Source organism: Roseateles sp. Mitsp63 (assembly GCF_059491535.1).
In genome coordinates this window covers 3,538,928-3,558,703 of record NZ_CP168509.1, presented here as the reverse complement: position 1 = coordinate 3,558,703, position 19,776 = coordinate 3,538,928, and the positions used below count along the sequence as shown (strand labels likewise).

The 19,776-nt window shown below is 68.4% G+C and carries 17 protein-coding genes; 6 read left to right on the top strand and 11 right to left on the bottom strand.

Annotated features, from left to right (window positions below):
* Window positions 1-91: 91 nt before the first annotated feature.
* The 5 genes from ACEN96_RS15600 to ACEN96_RS15580 all read right to left on the bottom strand — a co-directional run bounded on the left by ACEN96_RS15600 (window position 92) and on the right by ACEN96_RS15580 (window position 7,003).
* Window positions 92-2,617 (bottom strand): glycoside hydrolase family 31 protein, encoded by a 2,526-nt coding sequence (locus ACEN96_RS15600; RefSeq protein WP_495584005.1) that lies wholly within the window; start codon window positions 2,615-2,617, stop codon window positions 92-94.
* Window positions 2,618-2,878: 261 nt separating this feature from the next.
* On the bottom strand, window positions 2,879-3,436 hold the full coding sequence (locus ACEN96_RS15595) for an ester cyclase (RefSeq protein ID WP_495584004.1): 558 nt from the start codon (window positions 3,434-3,436) through the stop codon (window positions 2,879-2,881).
* A gap of 68 nt (window positions 3,437-3,504) precedes the next feature.
* Entirely contained in the window at window positions 3,505-5,850 is a 2,346-nt protein-coding gene (locus tag ACEN96_RS15590; protein ID WP_495584003.1) for a LamG-like jellyroll fold domain-containing protein, read from the bottom strand.
* Entirely contained in the window at window positions 5,851-6,216 is a 366-nt protein-coding gene (locus ACEN96_RS15585) for an antibiotic biosynthesis monooxygenase family protein (protein ID WP_495584002.1), read from the bottom strand.
* A gap of 19 nt (window positions 6,217-6,235) precedes the next feature.
* Complete coding sequence (locus tag ACEN96_RS15580) at window positions 6,236-7,003, bottom strand: nuclear transport factor 2 family protein (protein ID WP_495584001.1); 768 nt, start codon at window positions 7,001-7,003, stop codon at window positions 6,236-6,238.
* Window positions 7,004-7,212: 209 nt separating this feature from the next.
* Between ACEN96_RS15580 and ACEN96_RS15575 the strand changes: the two genes are divergently transcribed.
* A complete protein-coding gene (locus tag ACEN96_RS15575) occupies window positions 7,213-8,094 on the top strand; it encodes an AraC family transcriptional regulator (RefSeq protein ID WP_495584000.1) in 882 nt (293 codons plus the stop codon).
* A gap of 5 nt (window positions 8,095-8,099) precedes the next feature.
* Here the strand turns inward: ACEN96_RS15575 and ACEN96_RS15570 are convergent, their stop codons facing one another.
* The 5 genes from ACEN96_RS15570 to ACEN96_RS15550 form a co-directional block, all read right to left on the bottom strand.
* Window positions 8,100-9,983 (bottom strand): sensor histidine kinase, encoded by a 1,884-nt coding sequence (locus tag ACEN96_RS15570; protein ID WP_495583999.1) that lies wholly within the window; start codon window positions 9,981-9,983, stop codon window positions 8,100-8,102.
* 74 nt (window positions 9,984-10,057) lie between these two features.
* Window positions 10,058-10,714 (bottom strand): response regulator, encoded by a 657-nt coding sequence (locus ACEN96_RS15565; RefSeq protein WP_495583998.1) that lies wholly within the window; start codon window positions 10,712-10,714, stop codon window positions 10,058-10,060.
* Window positions 10,715-10,747: 33 nt separating this feature from the next.
* Window positions 10,748-12,226 carry a CapA family protein gene (locus ACEN96_RS15560; protein WP_495583997.1) on the bottom strand — a complete coding sequence of 493 codons (1,479 nt, stop codon included), beginning with the start codon at window positions 12,224-12,226 and terminating at the stop codon, window positions 10,748-10,750.
* Between the two features lie 198 nt (window positions 12,227-12,424).
* Window positions 12,425-13,096 carry a hypothetical protein gene (locus ACEN96_RS15555; protein ID WP_495583996.1) on the bottom strand — a complete coding sequence of 224 codons (672 nt, stop codon included), beginning with the start codon at window positions 13,094-13,096 and terminating at the stop codon, window positions 12,425-12,427.
* Window positions 13,097-13,199: 103 nt separating this feature from the next.
* A complete protein-coding gene (locus ACEN96_RS15550; RefSeq protein ID WP_495583995.1) occupies window positions 13,200-14,603 on the bottom strand; it encodes a S8 family serine peptidase in 1,404 nt (467 codons plus the stop codon).
* A gap of 71 nt (window positions 14,604-14,674) precedes the next feature.
* Here ACEN96_RS15550 and ACEN96_RS15545 point away from each other — a divergent pair, with 71 nt between their 5' ends.
* The 3 genes from ACEN96_RS15545 to ACEN96_RS15535 are packed head-to-tail and all read left to right on the top strand — an operon-like array spanning window position 14,675 to window position 16,997.
* Window positions 14,675-15,172, top strand: a complete 498-nt coding sequence (locus ACEN96_RS15545) for an RNA polymerase sigma factor (RefSeq protein WP_495583994.1) — start codon at window positions 14,675-14,677, stop codon at window positions 15,170-15,172.
* A gap of 17 nt (window positions 15,173-15,189) precedes the next feature.
* Window positions 15,190-15,981 carry a hypothetical protein gene (locus ACEN96_RS15540; RefSeq protein ID WP_495583993.1) on the top strand — a complete coding sequence of 264 codons (792 nt, stop codon included), beginning with the start codon at window positions 15,190-15,192 and terminating at the stop codon, window positions 15,979-15,981.
* Between the two features lie 11 nt (window positions 15,982-15,992).
* Window positions 15,993-16,997 (top strand): alpha/beta hydrolase, encoded by a 1,005-nt coding sequence (locus ACEN96_RS15535; RefSeq protein ID WP_495583992.1) that lies wholly within the window; start codon window positions 15,993-15,995, stop codon window positions 16,995-16,997.
* Window positions 16,998-17,000: 3 nt separating this feature from the next.
* On the opposite strand, the gene ACEN96_RS15530 is transcribed toward ACEN96_RS15535, so the two are convergent.
* On the bottom strand, window positions 17,001-18,302 hold the full coding sequence (locus tag ACEN96_RS15530; RefSeq protein WP_495583991.1) for a right-handed parallel beta-helix repeat-containing protein: 1,302 nt from the start codon (window positions 18,300-18,302) through the stop codon (window positions 17,001-17,003).
* Window positions 18,303-18,524: 222 nt separating this feature from the next.
* On the opposite strand from ACEN96_RS15530, the gene ACEN96_RS15525 reads away from it, so the two are divergent.
* Window positions 18,525-19,136, top strand: coding sequence for a hypothetical protein (locus ACEN96_RS15525; RefSeq protein ID WP_495583990.1), 612 nt, complete (start codon window positions 18,525-18,527; stop codon window positions 19,134-19,136).
* A complete protein-coding gene (locus tag ACEN96_RS15520; RefSeq protein WP_495583989.1) occupies window positions 19,133-19,768 on the top strand; it encodes a hypothetical protein in 636 nt (211 codons plus the stop codon). Before ACEN96_RS15525 ends, ACEN96_RS15520 begins: the two co-directional genes overlap by 4 nt.
* Window positions 19,769-19,776 lie beyond the last annotated feature (8 nt).

The window sequence follows — 19,776 nt, the reverse complement described above, 5'->3', positions numbered from 1 at the left end:
CATTCGGCCTGGCAAGGGTTTAGCGTTCGTTCTTCAAGCTACCGTCCAGCGTTGCCGAACACCTTCCTTCACCACTTTGGCCGTGGCCACGTCAGACCAACCGCACCTCGATGCCGCGGCCGGTGTAGACCAGTTCCTGCAGCGATGCCGATTGCAGCGGCGGCTGGCCGGGGCCGGCGCGGTGCAGCCTGAAGCGTCGCGTCGTCAACATGCCGTCGAAGCGCCCGCGGCGCGCCGCCAGGCGAAGCACGCCGCGCTTGTCGTCCCAGGTCAGGCGTATCACGCTGGCCCCGCCCTTCTCGTAGGCGTAGCCCAGGCCGTCGTCCTCGTAGAGGTCGAAGGCGCCGTCGCGGCCCGGCACGATGACCAGGTCAATGACCTCGCCGGTGGCTTCGGCGGTGGACTGCAGCACCGGCCCGAGCGGCAGGATGCTGCCGGCGCGCAGATGCAGCGGGATGCGCTCCAGCGGCGACGGCACGTCATGCGTGCGGCCGCCGGCGCGCCGCTCGCCGGTCCAGAAGTCGACCCAGCCGCCCGCTGACTCCGGCAGATAGACCGGCCAGTTCGACACGTCGGGCGCCAGGACCGGCGCCACGTGCAGCGCGCGGCCGAAGAGATAGCTGTGCGCCTGGTCCAGCGCGTGCGGGTCGTCCGGGAAGTCGAATACCAGCGGTCGCATGATGGGCCCGCCCTTGGCGTGCACGTCGTGGGCAACGCTGTACAGATAGGGCAGCAGCCGATAGCGCAGCTCCAGGTACTGGCGCGACACGGCCTCCACCTGCTCGCCATAACGCCAGAACTCGGTATCGGTCATGTAGCCGTGCACGCGCTGCAGCGGCAAGAAGGTCGCGTACTGGAACCAGCGCAGAAAGCGCTGGTGGTAGGCCTTGTCGGTGTACTGGCCATCGCCCGGGCGGAAGAAGCCACCGGCGTCCACCGTCCAATACGCATATCCGGCGGCGGCCATGTTGAGGCCGGCGGGGATCTGGCGCTTCAGCGTGTCCCAGTCGTTGCCGATGTCGCCCGACCAGGTGGCCGAGGCATGGCGGTGCTGGCCAGGGAAGGCCGAGCGCGTGAGGATCATGACCCGCTGGTTCGGCAAGGCCTGCCGCTGGCCTTCGTAGACGGTGCGGGTGACGTGGAATGGGTAGGCCAGGCGCACGCGCTCGCCGCGGCCGGCAGCCGTGCGCCGGCCGACGAGGTCGTCGTTCTCGGGCTCGGTCGCGTCCTGCCACCAGGCGTCGATGCCCAGCTTGAGCAGACGCTCGCGCTGGTTGTTCCAGTAGAAGGCGGCCGCCTTGGGGTCGAAGAAGTCGATCCAGTCGGTCCCGGCTATGTAGTGGTCCGCGGCCGCGGTGGCGCGGCCCAGCTCGGTGTCGCGGGCGATCCTGGCCCACACCGACAGCATGAGTCGCCCGTTCATGCCGTGCACGTCGCGCGTCAGCACGGCGGGGTCGGGGTAGTGGGCCTCGTCGAAGCGCATCGCGTTCCAGCCGTGGCGGCCCCAGTACTGCCAATCCTGCACGATCACGTCGACCGGCAGCTTGCGGCGGCGGAACTCGCGCAGCGTGTCGACGATCTCCTCGGAGGAATGGAAGCGCTCGCGGCAGTGGATGTAGCCATAAGCCCAACGCGGCATCATCGGCGTGGCGCCGGCGATCTCGCGGTAGCCCTCGAACACCTCGTCGGCGCTCGGTCCGGCGATGACGACGTAGTCGATGGCCTCGGCCACCGGCGAACGCCAAGTCGTGCGGGCCTGCAAGGGGCCGAAGTGCAGCGACGGCTTGTCCTGCTCTTCGGCGTTCACGCGCACGCGGTGCTCGCCCGCCGGCAGCTCGACGACAAAGCCGACCGTCGGCGGCAGCCACAGGTTGGCCATCTCGACGCAGGACTTGCCGTCGATCTCCACCGAGTGGCGCGAGCCCATGCCGCGGCCCACGTCCAGCAGGAAGGCGTAGCGGCCGGCCGCCTCGGTGCGGAACGTGCCTTCGAAGCGCACGCCCTTGCGCTCGACCTGGGCGTTGCCGGTCGTGGTCGTCACGTCCACCCGCTCAGTCTTGCCGTCGGCGCCGGCACGGGTGAGCGCCACCTGCTGCTCGGGCGTGTTCAGCTCGGCCATGCCGTTGTTGTGCCAGAGCAGGCCATACCCGCGGCTGGACAGCATGAAGGGCAGGCTGATCTGCGTGTTCACCTGCGTCAGGCGTCGCGGCAAGCCGCGCAGGTCCATGGCGCCGTCCTGGAAGCAGCCGGTGCCGTAGAGGTGTTCGCCGGCGGGCGACTCGAAGGCTTGCTCGGCGATGAAGACCGGCTCGTCGCCGAGCTTGGACGGTGTGAGGCGCCGGCTGCCCGGCGACTCGCTGAGCAGCAGCGCTCCCCTGCGGTCGAAGAAGCGCAGCGCGCCGGTCGCTTCGTCCACCTCGCAGCGGATGGCCGGCAGCGCCAGGCTCGTCGTGGTCGCGCCCGGTGTCTGCTTCAGGCGCGGCGGCGTGCGGCCGGGCAGCAGCGTGAGGCTCGGTGGCGCCTCCTGCGTCGCAGCCGGTGGGGGCAGGAAGCGCACGCGCAGGGCGCGGTCGCTGAGCGGGCTGATCCTCAGCGTGCCCTGAGGCGTGGTCAGCACCCAGTCGGCCCTCTGCGAGGGCTGGGAGGTCGCCGGTTGCGCCGCTGCGCCGGGGGTGCCGGTTGCGCCTACAGCTGCGAGTGGCGCGGCAGCTCCGGCCAGCGCCGCCTGAAGGGCCTTGCGTCGAGACAGGGACGTTTCGCTCATGGCGTTCATGGTTCGCAAATGGTCTGACCAGTTTATCGATTAATTTCGTTTGGTCTTACCAACTATGGCGGCCGTGGTTCGCGCTCGATCGCCTTGTCGACATCCGCTTTCAGTTCATGGCGCAAGTCCGATCTGCTTCATGAAGGAGGCGTTGTCCCAGAACAGCCATTCCTCGTCCATGACGCCGTCTTTCCAATGCCCGATCGTGACCATCTCCAGCCGGAAGGCCTTGCCGGTCGGAGCGATGGCCTTGCCGCCACCGATGTCCATCGGCTTCGTGAACGTTCCCGCCAGGACGCCCGTGACAGCGGTCCATTCGCCGGATGCAATGCGAATCGGATGCTGCTTGATCGACGTGTCGGGCGCGAAGGTGAACTGCGGCTTCAGCTCTTCGATGTGCGCATCCAATCCCTTCGTCGTGTGCCCATCGGGATAGTGCACGACGATGTCCTTGCCGTGGCTCTTGCCCAGCAGCTCCCACCTCTGGCCGCTGTAGACGTTGAAGTCGAGGTCGTCGAAGTTGGTGAGATTGGCTTGCTCCGAAGCACGGGTCTTGGCCACGGCGGCGATCTGCTGTTTCAACACCTCGACCTCTGAGCTTGATGAGGAAGGCGACGCGCAGCCGGCCAGGGTGACGGTTGCGATGACAAGTGCGGAGTGCAGGGTTCTCATTGCACGCTTTCAGTGATTGAGTGGAATCGGGCCAGGCGCGGGGGCTCGGCAGGCCGGGTTCGTGGCGGTCAGGAGGTTGCCATGGCGGCCACCTGCGGCGCCGTCAGCGCGCCGCGATAGATCCTGAAGTCCTGGATGAGCCCGTTGAACGTGGGATCGTTCGGCCACTGCGACTTCCCGATCCAGCTCTGCGTCGTGTGGCGCAGCTGGAATGGATTGATGAACACATTGCCGTTGCTGCCCACCGCAACGCCGTTGACGAAGAGCGTGAGCGTCGTCCCGGACAGCGTGACGGCGACATGCGTCCATTGGCGGCTGGGAAGCTCTTGACCGCCGTCCACGCGCAGGAACGGGCCGTTCTGGGTGAGCGTGCACTCGAAGCGGACGACACCGTTGCCTGCGTGAGGCGTGAGAAACATGTAGTGGTTGCCGTCGGAGCCGATGTCGAAGATGCGCGCCCACGTCTGGCCGCCATTCCAGTTGACCCAGGCCGTGATGCTGAAGTCGCCAACGTTGACCAGAAGGTCGGCCGGCAGCGCAGCACAGGCGCCCCCTCCACCCAGCTGCAATGCGCTCCCTCCCGAGCGACCCTTGCCCCAGGTGGCGCCGCCGATCAACTGGACCGGGGCCCCGTTGCTGTTGCTGTCGCGAGCCGACGTACCCTGGCCGTCGTCGAAGGCCCAACGAGCCCTCACGAAGGTGACCGACGTACCCATGGCCTGGTTCGACGGGGCCGACTCGCCGGAGGGTGTCTGCGCGGTCACCACGTAGTAGTAGATGCCCGGGGCCGGGCCGGCATCCGTCCAGGTGCGCGGTTCGGTGATACCGGTTGCCACGACGGCGTATGGGCCGCCCGCTTGGGTCGCGCGCTTGACCGTGTAGCTGCTGGCATAGGCGGTCCCCCACCAGGACAGCACGATGTCGCGCCCCCTGGTCAGCGCCACCACGCCGCTCGGTGGCGAGCCGGCGGCGATCGGGTCGCGGCTGAAGGTCAGCGTGCCGAGACCCTGCTGATCCATGGCGCCCCCGCCTGACCACATGGGGGGGCCGGGTTCGGGGGCGACCTTCTTGGCGAACATCTCCGAAAACGGCGCGGCAATCCCGCGCCTGTTCACATAGTGGTTGACGATCTGCGCCCACGCGGCGCGGGTCGCTCCCTGGCCGCCGGTCGCGAACACGGCCGCGTCACCGCACGGGACGTACGGTACCGCGTAGTAGCTGGATCCGCTCTCGATGAGATTGGCCCTGGCCACGTACTCGCACGCCGACAGCACGCGGTTGTTGTCATACCCGTAGAGGTCGATGCCCTGGTTCCAGGCCATTTCGCTCAGCAGGCTCACCAGCGCGACGCTGAGCGAGTTGTGGCCCTGGTCGCGTCCCGACTCCTGCGTCTGGCCCATGAAGCCCGGATGCAGGTAGTAGGTCATCATGTTGATGGCGCCATTGCCCATGCCGGACTTGAAATAGTCGATCACGGCATTGACGATCTTCTGGTTGTCGCAAAGCACCCCGGTGGCGAACGATGCCGCCATGGCGCACAGGCCCCAATTGGAAAAAACCGACAGCGAGTTGTTGATCGCCCAGGGCGTATCGCCGACGCCGCCGCCGTTCATGGGCTGGAAAACCTTGAGCATCATGGCCTGGAAGGCAGCCAGGTTCGCAGCGCCCAGGCCGGCGTAGTCGCGCATCAGTTCTCCCACGTTGGCGAACTGATAGCCTTGAAGGCCCGCGACGAGGTACCCGTCGTAGGCGCCGTTCTGGACGGCGATTTCGGTGAGCGTGGATGACCAGGCATTCATGACACGCACTGCACAGTCCGCCGCGGCCTTGTTGCCCGTGATCTTCCAGATCAATGCGTTCTGGTAGGCCACAGTGATGTCCCATTGCAGGAACTGCGCGTTGTCCGGGAAGCCCGGCTGATGGGCGTACACGATCGGCTTGGGATTCGGCTTCCAGTCCGGGTCGGCAAATCCGCTCGCCTGCAATTGCTTCCAGCCGTCGATCCACGGCGACGCCTGGGCCGCAACCTTCGCCTTCATGCGATCCAGGTCGGCCTGGCTGTGCAGCAAGCCGGGATGGACGAATCGGTCCGGCACCGTCAAGGCCTCCGTAGCAGCCGTGCGGCCGTTGTTGGCGCCCGCGTCAGTGCCAGCGGTCGGGTCAGCCTCGTCCGAGACAGCGCCCGCACCGCATCCCGGCAGCATCGAGAACATCGGCAACAGCGCCAGGCCCAGGGAGAGCGAGCGCCGTGCCTGATCGAGCATCTGGTCGGCCCCCTGGTCCGGACTGGTGGCTTGTGCGAATTTGAATTTCTTTGATTCGTTCACTTCACGTGACTCCGAGTTTTGATCGCCGCACGGTAGCTCTGCCAAATCGCCGAAGTCATAACCAAACAACGGCAAAGACACGCGCACTTACAGCTCGAAGCGCTTCATGCTCATCGTCGAGGCCTCGATCTTCGACATGAACGTCGCGGCGGCGGGAGCCTTCTCGAACGAGGCCATCGATGCGTCGGCGTCCTTCGTCGACCGCCAATGGACGATCACCAGCCACTCGCCATCTGCGCCGTGCGCGCTCTCCCGCGACACGAAGCCCGGCTGCTTCGAGACGTGCTCATGCTCCACCGCTTTATCGATCGGCGCGAACTCAGCTGCAGAGACTCCTGCCTTGAGCTTGAACGTGACGACTTCGATGATCTTGCCGCCTCCGGCAGCCAGGGCCGGCTGAACGACGCACATGGCTGACAACGCTCCACCGAGCAGGAACTTCAACAGAGTCATGGGTTCGCTCCTTCCTGCTTCAGAACTTGCCGTTGGCGTTCTTCCAATCCGACCGCGCCGGGATGGTCTCGATCGTGTCCCAGTGCTCGGCGATCTTGCCGTTCTCGACCCGGAAGAGGTCATAGAACGCGCTCAGCTTGCCTGCGAACTCGCCCTCGCTGACGACGAGCACGAAGCTGCCCTCCCCCAGGACTTTGTGGACACGGTGGTACTTCATGGTCACGCCCGCCTTGGCCATGGCCTGCAGCGCGGCGCCGAGGCCGGACAGGCCGTCGGCGATCTGCGGGTTGTGCTGGTGGTAGCGGTCGCCGTCGTAGTAGCCCGCCAGCCGGTCCATGCGGCCGTTCACAAGGATGTCGTCCACGAACGCCGCCACCAACTGCTTGTTGGCCGCCGTCTTGTCCAGGTCCGCCGCGGTGGTCGGCCCGTCGATCATCGTGCGCCCGCTCGGGTTCGGCTTGGCGGGCGTTTCCTGCAGGTTGTCCCAGTGCTCGACGATCTTGCCGTCCTCGAAACGGAAGATGTCGAAGCCGATCTTCGGACCGAAGAAGTCGTACTCGGTGTGGGCGAAGACGACATCGCCGTCCTGGAACACCCGCACTGTGTTCACCCGGGCCGACCCCTTGGGCAGCGACTGCAGCAGCGCGCCGAAACCGGCCAGGCCGTCCCCGACGGCGAGGTTGTGCTGGATGTACTTGGTCGGATTGACGACGGCCACCGGGGCCGACTCGCCGGTTTCGATGGACTTGAGCAGCGCGACGACCTGCGCCTTGCGATCGGTAGACATGTGAGGTCCTTCCGTGGACGTTGGGGGGTGAATTGCGCAGCCGGCAACAGCCGCGAGAAGGGCCAGCGCGAAGACTCGCCGGGAGTGGATGGGCAGGAAGTTCATCGCCTGACTTTGCCCACGGCCTGTCCTGGCACCAAGGTCATGGCGGCGCAAGTGATGGTAGAAATCGCGCATCCGCGCCGTCCGGCGCACAGTACGGAGTGCATGTGCCTGAAATCCGCAAAGCCCTGCGCGAGACACGCTTCGCGAACAAGCGGCTGAACTCGGTCGGCGTGGAGTTGATGACCTTGGCGCAGCTGCGCGCCCGCGTGCCGCCCGGGCAGTTGTACGAGCCCGAGCGCGTCGCGTTCTTCATGGTGCTCGTGGTGACGGGAGGGCATGGAGCGCATGTGGTCGACTTCGAGCGCTTTGCGCTGCGCGCCGACGATGTGGTCTTCGTGCGCCCCGGGCAGGCGCAGCAGTGGCAGCCGACCGGCGGTCTGCAGGCTGATCTGCTGCTGATCGATCCCTCCGTCGTGAAACCCGTGGCGTCGGCGCCCGGAGCTGACGCGATGGCGCTGCTGCGCCTGGAGGACTGGGCGACCCGCTTCAGGATGGACGCCGACAGGTTGGCTGCCTGGCGCGCGCTGGCCGCGGAGCTGTGCCGGGAACTCGGCCGGCCGTCGTTGGACGAGCTGTCCGCCGCCATGGCGCGGGAGCTGCTCGTCTGTCTGCTGCTCGGCATCAGCCGGCCAGCCATGGAACATTCGACGGCCTCGACGGCGCAGGCTTCGTTGGTCCGGCGCTTCCGGCGCGAACTGGATGGACGGGTCTACAACCGGCCATCCGTCGCCTTGCTCGCCGAGAGATTGGGCGTCTCCACGAGCACGTTGACGCGGGTCTGCAACGACGTGCTGGGCCATTCGGCCAAGGAGGCGGTGGACCGGCGCGTGGCGCTGGAAGCGCAGCGCCTGCTCGTCCATTGCACGTCGACGTCGGTCGCCATCGGCGAGCTGCTCGGCTTCAGCGAGCCGACGAACTTCGTCAAGTTCTTCCGGCGGCGCGTCGGCACGACGCCAGAGGCGTTCCGGCAGGCGCACCGGCTGTAGCGCTCCTAGCCGGACGGATGCCGGGCATTGGCCACGCGAGGCAGCGCCAAGCGCAGATGGGTGCCGCCGTCGCTCGACTCGATCGTCAGCCGCGCATTCAGCGCCGCGGCGCGCGCACGCATGTTGGCGATGCCGCGGCCCGCACCGGCAGAGTCCGCCGGAAAGCCGTGGCCGTCGTCGATGACCGCGACAGCCAGCAGGTCCCGCGTGGAAACGACCTCGACACGCATCTCGCTCGCGCCGGCATGCTTGACGACGTTGGTGAAAGCCTCCTGCAGCAGCCGCAGCAACTGCAGCGTGGCATGAGCCGAGATCCAGGCCACGGGCTCGGCGAGGTCGATGCGCCAGGCCGGTTGCACGCCGGCCTCGTGCAGCAGCGGCCGCCAGCGGTAGAGAAAGTCCGCCAGGGCGCTTTCCAGGCCCGCGTCCTGAGCGGCCGACGCGTCCAGCGACAAGCGCATGTCGGCGATGCAGGCGCGCAGCGACTGCGACACCTCCCGTGCCTGCACCGCGCCGCGCTCCACGCGCGACAACAGGATGAACAGCTGCGAGCCCAGCCCGTCGTGCAGGTCACGCATGATGCGCCGGCGCTCCTCCGCGGCCGCTTGCTCCTGCTGCATCACGGCCATGCGGCCGTAGCTGTCGGCCAGTTCCGCCTCACGCGCGGCCACGCGTTCTTCCAACGTGCGGTTCAGTGTCTGGATGCTGGTCAGCGCCTCGATGAAGCGCTGCGCCAGCAGACCTCCCATCACCACCAGCAGCAGGTTGGCCGCATGGTGTAGCAGGAAGAAGCGCTGCTGCGCCCACTCCGGCAGCCAGCGCGACAGCGCCGCGGCGTCGTAGGTCATCAGGTAGTCGTGCACGCCCGCGCTGGCGGCCACGGTCAGCGCGATCAGCAGCAGGCCGGCCGTCCGTTCGCGCCGCCTGACGGCCGCCCAGGCGGTGACCAGCACGGCGCTCACGCCCACCGCGATCAGGCCGCCGCCCCAGGCGTAGCCCACCAGCACGTCCGCGTCAGGTCCCTGGATCAGCAGCCACAGCGGTCCCAGCAGCGCATAGACGACCAGCGCCCGGTCGAGCAGCGGATGGCTCAACCGCGCGAAGCGCAGCGCAAACAGGGCCATCACGACCACGAACCCGCCGGTGGCCGCGTGGTAGCTGATCCGCCACCAGCTGAATTCATGCTGCGGGATCACCTCCACCACGAAGGTCAGCGTGCGCACCGCCCACAGCAGCACCGCGATGCCGAACAGGCCATACAGCACCTCGCTGCGCTGCCGCCACCAGATGAACAGCACGAAGCACGGCAGCAGCGTGCCCACGGCCACCGTGATCTGCGGCATGGTGCGTACCCAGAACAGGCGGCGGTCGTAGACGGGCATCACCAGCCGCAGCGGCGCCACCACGAGCTTGGGCATGCGCAGCACGGACGTGGACGATGCGGGCGGCAGCCGCAGCACCAGCTCGTTGCCCTGCGCCTTCAGCAGCCCGTTGGGCAGCGCCACGAGGAAAGGCCGCGCCCAGCGCACGTGCAGGTCCGGCTGCGCCGACAGCACGGTGGCGATCGGCGTGCCGTTCAGCCAGAGCGTGCCGCCGTTGTAGAGATAGGGCAGATAGACCGCCCAGGGATCGGCGTCGGACGCGGTGCTGTCGAACGCGATGCGGTACCACGACGCCGCTTCCGCACGGCGGTCCAGCAGCCGGTAGTGCGGCAGCTTCACGCGCCGCCAGCCCTCGGCATCCAATGGCGGCGTGGCGGAAGCCGACAGGGCATACGAGACCGACAGGGTGGCCGCCTCACCCGAGGGCCCGAGCGCCGACACCCGCGAGGGCTGGAGCAGCAGCACCGGCAAGCCGCCCAGCGCGAGCAGCACGAGCGCCAGCAGCAAGAACGAGGTCGGTGGCCCGCCCAGCAAGACCCGGAGCGACCGACTCCCCTGCCGCCTTGCCGGCCGCGCGCCGTTCATCGCAACAACCCGAGCTGGCTGGCTTCGTAGACCGCCTCGCCGCGGGAATGGACGGCGAGCTTGCGGTAGATCTTCTTGACGTGGGTCACCACGGTGTGGGGGGAAATGCTGAGCACGTTGCCGATGGCGTCGAAGCTCAGCCCCTTGGCCACCATGCGCAGGATCTCGGTCTCGCGCTCGGACAGCGGCGAATCGGCCGACGGCTCCGCCGCCGCGCCGGAGCGGCCGGCGCCGATGCGGAACGACGCCAGCACGCGCCGCGCGATGCTCGGGCTGATGGGCGAGCCGCCGGCGAGCAGCTCATGGATGGCCGCGATGATGCGCTCGGCGCTGGCGTCCTTGAGCAGATAGCCGGTGGCGCCGGCTTCGATGCAGGGCAACACATGCTGGTCGTCCTCGAACATCGTGACCACCAGCACCTCGCACTGCGGATGCCGCAGGGCCGCGTGGCGGATGACCTGCACGCCGTCCATGTCGGGCAGGCCCAGGTCCAGCAGCATCACGTCGGGGGGATGCGTGTCCAGCAGCGCGAGCGCCGCGGCGCCGGTTGCCACCGCGCCGAGCAGCGTGAACGAGTCCGTGGCGCTGACGGCCTCGGAGAAGCGCAGCAGGAATTCGGGCTCGTCTTCGACGATCAACACCTGGGTCACCATGCTGGTTCCGATCGGTCTGGCGGCCCGCCCGCGCTATGGGTTTGGTGGATGAGGCCGCATCGAGCCGGCGCCGCTCCGCCCTGCCCGGCTGAGCACGTCCGCGCCGGACACCGGGCGCGGCGTGCCCGAGACGTCGATGCGGACCGGTTGCAGATGCCAGTCCCTGACACCCGTCGCGGTGACGGTCATCCACAGGATGGAGCCGGTATTGTTGTCCACATCGTTGAAGCCATCGAAGACGAAGTTGCCCAGGCTGTAGATGACGGGCTTGCCGTCGATGAGCTCGGTGTCCTGGCGCACATGCGGATGGGTGCCGACCACCGCGTCCGCGCCGGCGCGGATCATCAGCCGGGCCAGCGCGCGCTGGCGAGCGTGGGAGATGTCGCTGTGCTCCTGGCCCCAATGCATGTAAGGGATGACGATGTCGGCGCGTGCCCGGGCGGCGTGGATGTCGGCCACGACCTGCTCCTCATCGGCCCAGGCGATGCCCGAGCTGCCGGGGCCGGCTTCGAACCGGCGCGGGAACATCTCGTCGTAGCCCAGCAGCGCGATGCGCAGCCCGTTGCGCTCGATGATGGCGGGCTGGTGGGCCTCCCGCAGATCGGCACCGCCGCCGAAGAAGGGCACGCCCGCCTGCCGCAGGCGGCCCAGCATCTGCGCGAAGGCCTCGGGGCCGAAATCGCCCGAGTGGTTGTTGGCCAGCGAGACCGCATCGACATGGCGGCGCAGCACCTGCAGCACGCGGGGATGCGCGCGAAAGGTCCAGGGCTTGACGTCGCGCCGGCCGCCGGTGGCGATGACGCATTCGAGGTTGGCGATGCGCAGGTCCGCCTCCTTCAGGCTTGGCATGACGGCCATGAAGGGGTCTTGCCCGCGCGAGATGACGCGCCCCGGCCCGTCGTCCAGCATGACGTCGCCCATCCACGCCAGCTTGACCGCGGCAGCGCTCGCGCCAGCGTCGGCGGGGTCTGCCCGGCGTGGCGATGCAGCTGCGCCCTCGCCGGTCGCGTCCACGCGGTCCCAGCCCTCGGGCGACGTGCCCTTTCGCACCAACGCACAGCCCCAGGCCAGTTCACGGCCCAGCTTGGGCGAGTAGGCGCGCTCCCAGCCCGACAGGGTCGGCCGCCACGATGCCCGCCCGTCGAGGACCTCATGGCCGGCCGCGGACCAGCGGCTCTGGGTGAGGACGGACGGCCGCGCGGCGCCTTCCAGGTCCAGCACCGTGACGACAACCTGGCCGATGCGGTCCCGATCGGCCGGATCGCTGAGGGCCACGGCCCGCAGCTCGTAGCTCTCGCCGACCTTGGCGATGGCTGGCATCAGCGCGTCGCCACCCGCGGCCACGCGCAATGTCGACGTGGTGCCGCCGGTGCGCATGCCGCAGAGCAGCTCGGTCGGCTCGACCGGCGCGGCGAATGCGACGCCCCCGGCCAGGCCCAGCAACAAGGCGGTGACGGTGGCGTGGCGTGGCGGCTTCAGTGACGAAACGGAGGGGATGGGAGGCGCTTGCACGAGGTGATGGGAATGCGGGGCCCCGACAGCGCGCGGTGACGCGGCATCGGCATGGACCACATGTTCCGCAGCACGGCGATCGCCGTGAATACCGCGTAGGCGGTATTCGTGCGCGTCCCCTCCCCTTGCTTCCCTCCCCTTGTCGCCGCCTGAGGCTTGCCCAGCGTCACGATGTCATGGCCGATGGCGATGCGTGGCTCACTGACCCGGCTGCTTGGATGCCTGGCCCTTGGCCTCCACGCTCACCCCACCCTGCGCGCTCACGCCGCGCGTGTCGCGTTGGGCCTGCGACGAACCCGTGGCGTTCACGCTGCCGCTGCCCTGCGCGCTCTTGGACGGCGCCGCTTGCGACGGCGTTGTCGAACCCGTCGAGGGGCTGGCGGGCGTCGCCGGCGTGGCCGCATCACCGCTCGTCGACGGCTTGACGCGCGACGCGGTAAGCTGGCCCGCGCCATTCGCGGCGCCGGAGCCTTCGGCGCTCAGCGCACCCGCTTGATGCGTCGTCTGATCCAGTTGACCACTCGCGTCGTGAGCGCGGTCCGTGACCTGACCGGCCGCTTGATCCGCCCGGTCCTTGAGCTTGCCGCCCGCCTGCTGCGCGCGATCGCCGACCTTGCCGGCGGCCTGGTCCGCGCGATCGCGCGTGCCCTCCAGCGCGTCGCGGCCGCGGCTCAGGTCAGGACGCTGACCCAGTCCACCCAGGTTGCCGCCCAAGGCGCCGCCCGCGTGGCCGCTCGCGCCGCCGGACAGCCCGCCACCACCACCCAGCAGGCCGGCGTGCGCCGGCTGGGCCATCGCGGCGAGCACCGCCACCAGCGTGCCCGCCACCACGGGCCACAGACGTTGCGAGTGCTTGGAAGTTGCGTTCATGTCGATCTCCTGGTTTGAGAGCCACCGGAACCGTTCCGTGGCCTGCAAAGGGACAACGTCATGGCCCCGGCCCTTCTTCCATGCCGATTGCAACGAATGGTTATCAGCGCAGATCGCTCGCGCTCACGCGCAACGACGCGCCCACGAGGCCGATGCCGTAGACCTCGTCGCGCCCCGGCGCGCCCAGATCGATCGCCTCGCGCGCGAGCGCATTGAACGCCGACGAGGCCGCTGCCCGATCGGGCGACGGCAGGCGCGCGGCGAGCAGCCCCGCCACCAACGGCGACGCGAAAGAAGTGCCGCGCACGGGCGCATACATCCGCGAGCCGGCTTGCGCGGCGACCATGTCCGCGCCCGGCGCCGCCAGGGCGACCTGCGCGCCACGCCCCGCCTCCACGAGGACCCGCCGGCGCGCGTCGACCGCGGTCACGCCGATGACGCCGGGCCACGCGGCCGGATACAACGGTGGCGCGGCCGGCCCGTCGTTGCCCACCGGCGCGACGATCAGCAGCCCCTGCGCCTGCGCGGCTTCGACCACGCGCCGCAACAAGGCGTTGGGCGGTCCGACCAGACTGATGTTGACCACGCCCACCCGCTCGCGCGCGAGCCAGGCGAGGCCCTCGGCGATGGCTGCCACACCGCCGCCCGCCTGCGCGCCGCCTTCGCAATAGACGTCCATCGCGAAGAGCCGCGCCCGCGGCAGCGCGCCGTGGAAGCCGACGTCCGAGTCGCCCACCAGCAGCGACGCCACCGCCGTGCCGTGCGCGGCGGGCCTGGCCTGCCCCGCGCAACCGCGCCGCGTCACCGTCGACCGCTGCAAGGCGGGATGCGCGGTGTCGACGCCGCTGTCGATCATGCCGAGTCGGGGACCACCCGCGGCGGCGACATCGGTGCCCCCCGCGCTCGCGGTCGCGCTCGCCATCGTTCCGATCACGCCTGACGAGCCGGGCGCGCTGGTCGCGGCGGCCGCGCCGACGACGCCCGAGCCCACGTCGCCAGCGTCCAGATAGATGTGGTGATAGTCGTAGGCGCCGTCCGGGTCCTGGGCCTTGAGGCGCGCGATCAGCGCCGCGAGCGCGGCCGGCGTCGTCCTCGACGTCGCGCGCAGGCGCAGCCAGGCCACATCCAAGCCTTCGAGCGTGGATTCCTCGACGAGCCTCAGTCCGTCGTCCTCCAACAGGCGCCGCCGCGCCGCGTCGGACGACGGCAGCGCCAGCACCTCGCCGCTGAACACGAGCTCCTCGGCCGCGCTGCGCTGCAGTTGATCGGGAAAGCGCCTCAGCAGCTGATCGCCCAGACGCTCGCGCCAGCGCAGCGGATCCGCCGGCACCAGCAGTTGGCTGGTGGACGTGAGCAGGCTCTCGTTGCGGCGCAGCAAGTCGCCACCCGGCAGCTGCGCGCCACCCGGCAGGTTCGGCAGGCTGGGCAAACGAATCTGCGCCCAGGCCGGCGTCGCCGCGTGCAAGGTCGCGCTCAGGCCGGCGATCAGGAGAAATTTCAGGCTCATGGGCGGATAACGTCCGGGACACGGAAGAAAATCCGCGCCGCCGTCGTTCTACTCATCAGGCATCCCATCGCATGAGCATATTGGAGTTGCAATCCGCCCTGGCCGCGCTGCTGCCCCGGTTGCGGCGCTTCGCCCGCAGCCTGACGCATCACCGCGAGGACGCGGACGACCTCGTGCAGGTGGCGGTGGAACGCGCGTTGCGGGCGCTCGATCAGTACGAGCCCGGCACCCGCCTGGACAGCTGGATGTTCCGGATCATGCAGAACGCCTGGATCGATGAACAACGCGCGCGCGGCCGCCGCGCCGAGGTGCTCGCGCCCGAGGAGGCGGGCGAGCATGTCGGCGTGTCCGAGACGGGCCGGCATATCGCGCGGCTCTCGGTCGAGGCGGCCATGGCCCGGCTGCCCGGGGAGCAGCGGCTGGTGGTGGCCCTCGTGCTGGTGGAGGGGCTGCCGTACAAGGAAGCGGCGCAGGTGCTGGAGCTGCCCATCGGCACCGTCACCAGCCGGCTCGCGCGGGCCAAGGACACGCTGCAGCAGCTGCTGGGCGACGGCGACATCGACGCCTGAGCGGCGAAGGACAGGACATGAACGGCCCCATCGATTCCCGCGACGACTCGCGACCCGATCTCCCGCCCGATCACGAGCGCGACGGCGATCGCCGCCTGCGCGCGATGCTCGCGCAGACCTACGACCCCGTGCTCGACGAACCCGTGCCCGAGCGGCTGAGCGCGCTGTTCGACGCGCACGCGGCTCGCGCCGCCAACGCCACGGCCCCAGCAGTGGCCCCGGAGGCCGCGCCCTCCCCCTCTCCCTCCGCCGCCGCCCCGGCCGGCTTTCCCAACATTCCCGCTGCCCCTGTCGACCTCGACGCTGAACGGCGTCGCCGCCGCGGCGGCTGGATGGCCTGGGGCGGCATGGCCGCCGGCCTTGCGCTGGGCGTGTTGATCGGCGCGAAGGGCCTCGCGCCTGGCGGTGATTTGGAACGAGCCGCGGACGGTGCCTGGGTCGCACGAGGCAGCCTCGCGCGGGCGCTCGACGAGCAGGTCTCCGGCGCCGCCGTCACGCCTGGCGCCACGCGGGTGGGCATGAGTTTCCTGTCGCGCGACGGCCGGTACTGCCGCGCGTTCCTCGTCGATGCCAGCGCCTCCAGCACCGGCAGCGCCGGGCTGGCCTGCCGCGGCGGCGATGCGTGGCGCGTGCGGCAGATCGTGGCGGTGGCGTCGCGCTCGCCTTCGGCGGCGGCGTCCGGCGCGTTCCGCACCGCGGCCTCGCCCTGGCCGGAGGCGCTGCTCGACGACATTGACGACCTGCGCGACGGCGATACGCTATCTCCCGACGCGGAACGGGTCGCGATTTCGCGCGGCTGGTCGCGCTGATTTGGAGCCCCATGCACCGAGATCCCCACACCCCCGCCGGCACGGTCCATCGCCTGACGCTCGACAGCAAGGTCCTCGCCGGCAACCTGGTCGGCGCTCCGTCGCGCCGCCGCGTCGATGTCTACGTCCCTCATGGCCATGACGGCCGGGGCCTGCCGCTGCTGGTCGACATCGTCGGCTTCACCGCCGGCGGTCCCGTGCACACGAACTGGAAGAACTTCGGCGAAAACGTGCCCGAGCGGCTGGATCGCCTGATCGCTGCCGGCGAGTTGCCGCCGGTCGTCGTCGCCTTCCCGGACTGCTTCACCAAGCTCGGCGGCAACCAGTACGTCAACTCGGCCGCCATGGGCCGATGGGACGACTTCCTGCGCGACGAGGTCGTGCCGCTCGTCGAGGAACACTTCGCCTGCGGCGGCTCCGGACGTCGCGGCCTGTTCGGCAAGTCCAGCGGCGGATACGGCGCGATGGTTCATGCGCTGCTTCATCCCGACTTCTGGTCGGCCGCGGCCGTGCATTCCGGCGACGTGGGCTTCGAGCTGATCTATCGGCACGAGTTCGTGCCGGTACTGCGCGCGCTGGCCAAGGAACCGGACATCGGCCGATGGGTGGACGCCTTCTGGGCCGCGAAGAAACCCAAGGACAGTGACGTCCACATCCTGATGATGCTGGCCCAGGCCGCGAGCTTCGACCCCGATCCGGCGGCGCCCTACGGCGTGCGGCTGCCCGTGACGCTCGACACCTGCGAGCTGATCCCGGAGCGTTGGGCCAACTGGCTGGCCTGGGACCCGCTGACGCTGGTCGAGTCGCATGGCCGCGGCCTGTCCGCGCTCAAGGCGCTCTACATCGACTGCGGCGACGTCGACCAGTACAGCCTGGTCTACGGCGCCCGACGCATTCACAAGCGCTTGAACGAGATGGGCGTCAAGCACGTCTACGAGGAGTTCCCCGACGACCACACGGCCGTCGACTACCGCATGGACGTCAGTCTGCCGATCCTCGTGAACGCGTTGTCGTGACGGTCAGTGGCGCTCGAACGCGCCAAGGTCGGGCGCGGTCCCCTTGTACGGCAGGCCGACGTCCGTACCCTTGTTGATCAAGGTGCTGTGCGATGTCAGATGCAGGTGATTCAGCCGCGGCAGGCTGCCGTCGGCTTGTCGAGGCGCATCCCATCCCGTGGTTGAAACATCCTCGAACTGGGCGTCCGACATGATTTCGCGCAGGTTCCAGGAGTTGTGGGCGTCATTGGCGCCCGACACATTCGACACCAGCGTGCCCGTATAGGCGATGTTGTTGCGCAGGTTCCCGAGGTTGATCGCCGCACCGCTGGCATCGATCCCCAACATATTGAAGTCGGCGTAGTTGCCGTAACTCGTGTTGTTGAAGAAGTCGTTGGCCACCGGATGGTGGTTGGCGTAGAAGCCCGAGGCCCGGTTGTTGAAGGCGACCGAGAAACGGACGGTGTGTTTCACCGCGTTGGGCACATAGACGCCCCCATATCCTCCGGCCTTGAAACCATTGCCGTTTCCGTAGGGAGCCGGCTTCATGGTATCCGGCACATAGCCCTGCAGCCAGGCCCAGGAATTCTCGATCGTCACCGATGAATAAGCGTTGATGAGGTCGAAACCATCGTCCGAATTCAACCAGGCACGGCAGCCTCGGAAGATATTCCCAGGGTGATTGGCGGAAATGTGGGCGCCGAAGCCGTCCGCGCTTTGGCCCGCCCCATTGGAGGTGAGCGGATCGTAGTTGTGATGGGAGTCGGTATTCAGGACCAGGTTGTCACCGCCATCCTTGATGAAGAGGCCCGGGCCCATGTTGTGATGGGTGTCGAGCCGCTCGAAGATGTTGTGGCTGCCATGGATCCAGATCCCCCAGGACTCATGATTCAGGTTGTTGTTCTGCCGGACATGCGTGATTTCAAGCCCTTTCAGGTGAACCCAGTCGGCCGTCACGTTGAAACCCTTGACCCGGCAATTGTCCCGGATGCCATCAAAATCGAAGACCGGAGTTTCTCCGGGGTAGGCCCAGTACCGAATGGGTTGCTGCGGGGCGCCATTCTTATTCAGATCGATCCCGCTCACCGTGTCGTGCGCGTCTTGGCACGAGGTGGTGCCCTTGTGATAGGCATAGATGCCACCGCGAAAATAAACGGTGTCGCCGGGCTGGACCACGTCCTGCGCGTGAGCGATCGAAGCCCATGGCGCATGCAGCGATCCCGGGGCGGTATCGTTTCCATTGGGCGCGACATAATAGGTATTACCAAAGGCGGCGGCCGTGGCGGCACTCAGCCCCAGCAGCGTGAAGATTCTGTTGTATTTCATATCGACAGATCAGTGCGGAGCGCCCATTAAACAGGAACACCCGCCAGCGGTCCTCACCAGGACGTGATGGCCGGGAGAAGATTCGGTCACCGTTTGGTGAGGACCTATTTCCGCCTGCTTCCTACACTGCGTCCGCGACTGGGGCGGGCGTATGCCGTTCCATCAATCAGCCGCGGCTTTCACGAGCTCAGTCCACCGAGCTCCGGTTCATTCGATTCCCAGATGAACAACGCATCGAGCAAGCACGCCGGACGATTCCGTATCGGCACCGCGCTGGCTGGCGCATGCGCGCTGGCCCTGCTGCACGCCTGTGGCGCCGCGGATCCCGTCATGGACCAGGCAGCCACCGCGACCGCCGCGTCGGCCTCCAACGACGGCGCCATCGTGCCGGCCGACGGGGACGTGCGCCAGAAGGTGCTGGTCGTGGGCCCGGCGAAGGGATTCGTCGCCTCGGCGCTCAGCGCCGCGATGCCGGCCGGCACCGAGGACGACTATGACCTGCTCGTCATCGGCGATGCCGACCAGAGCAGCGATGCCGCCCTGTCCCTCATCCAGAGCGCGCTCGCCGCGGGCAAGCAAGTCGTCTTCGACGCCGCCAGCGATGGCTCCGGCCGCTCGACGCACGGCGCGATCCTGCGCGAACTCGCCGGCACCCGCATCGATGCCGCCGCCGTCCGCGTGCAGAAAGCCGACGTCGGCTACTACATCACCCCCATCGATCCCCCGGCCGTCGCGGCGGCGAAATTCCAGGCCTCCGCCCTGCGCGGCGAAACCCCGAACAGCAACTCGCTCCAGAGCGTCTTCGGCATACCCGATACGGAGTTCGCCAAATGAGGCCGGCCCGCCTCGTCCGCCCGGCGTTCGTGATCGCGGCCGCCCTGTCTTCGGTGCAGGCCGCGACCGCGGAGGACGCCTGCTTCTCGAAGGAGCAGAGCAACAACTACTCGGACTTTCTCGGCGACCGCACCTCCTGGGGAATCGCCAGGAAGCAGGCCCACCGCAACTGGGAGGACTGGATCTGGCGCGGCGCGGAGTTTCATTGCAGCTCCGCCGCCGGGGATTGCGGCTATTCGACGGCGCAAGGCCGCAGCGCCGGCTATGACTGGTCCGTCGGCGTCGACATGAAACTCGACAATCTGCCCGTCATCGGCAGCGCCCTGAACATGTTCAATATCGGCGGGCAATACCAGCATTCGGATTCCTATACCGAGACCTTCGGCTGGTCGCAGCAGATCAAGCCCGGGCAACACGCCCGGCCCCTGCAGATCGTCGTGCGGCGGTGGAAATCGGGCGACTTCCAGGGCGGCTGGTGGCGGGTCCACGGCGGCGGATGCTGGATCGACAACGGCGTCCGAGGCGCCGGCGCCGTGGCGGGCAATCGCTACTGGTGGGACGGCAATGCCCGTTACGGCAGCTGGAGCGCCAACGTGGAGGAACGCCGCTTCGCCATGTATCACGTCTGGTAGGCGCCGTT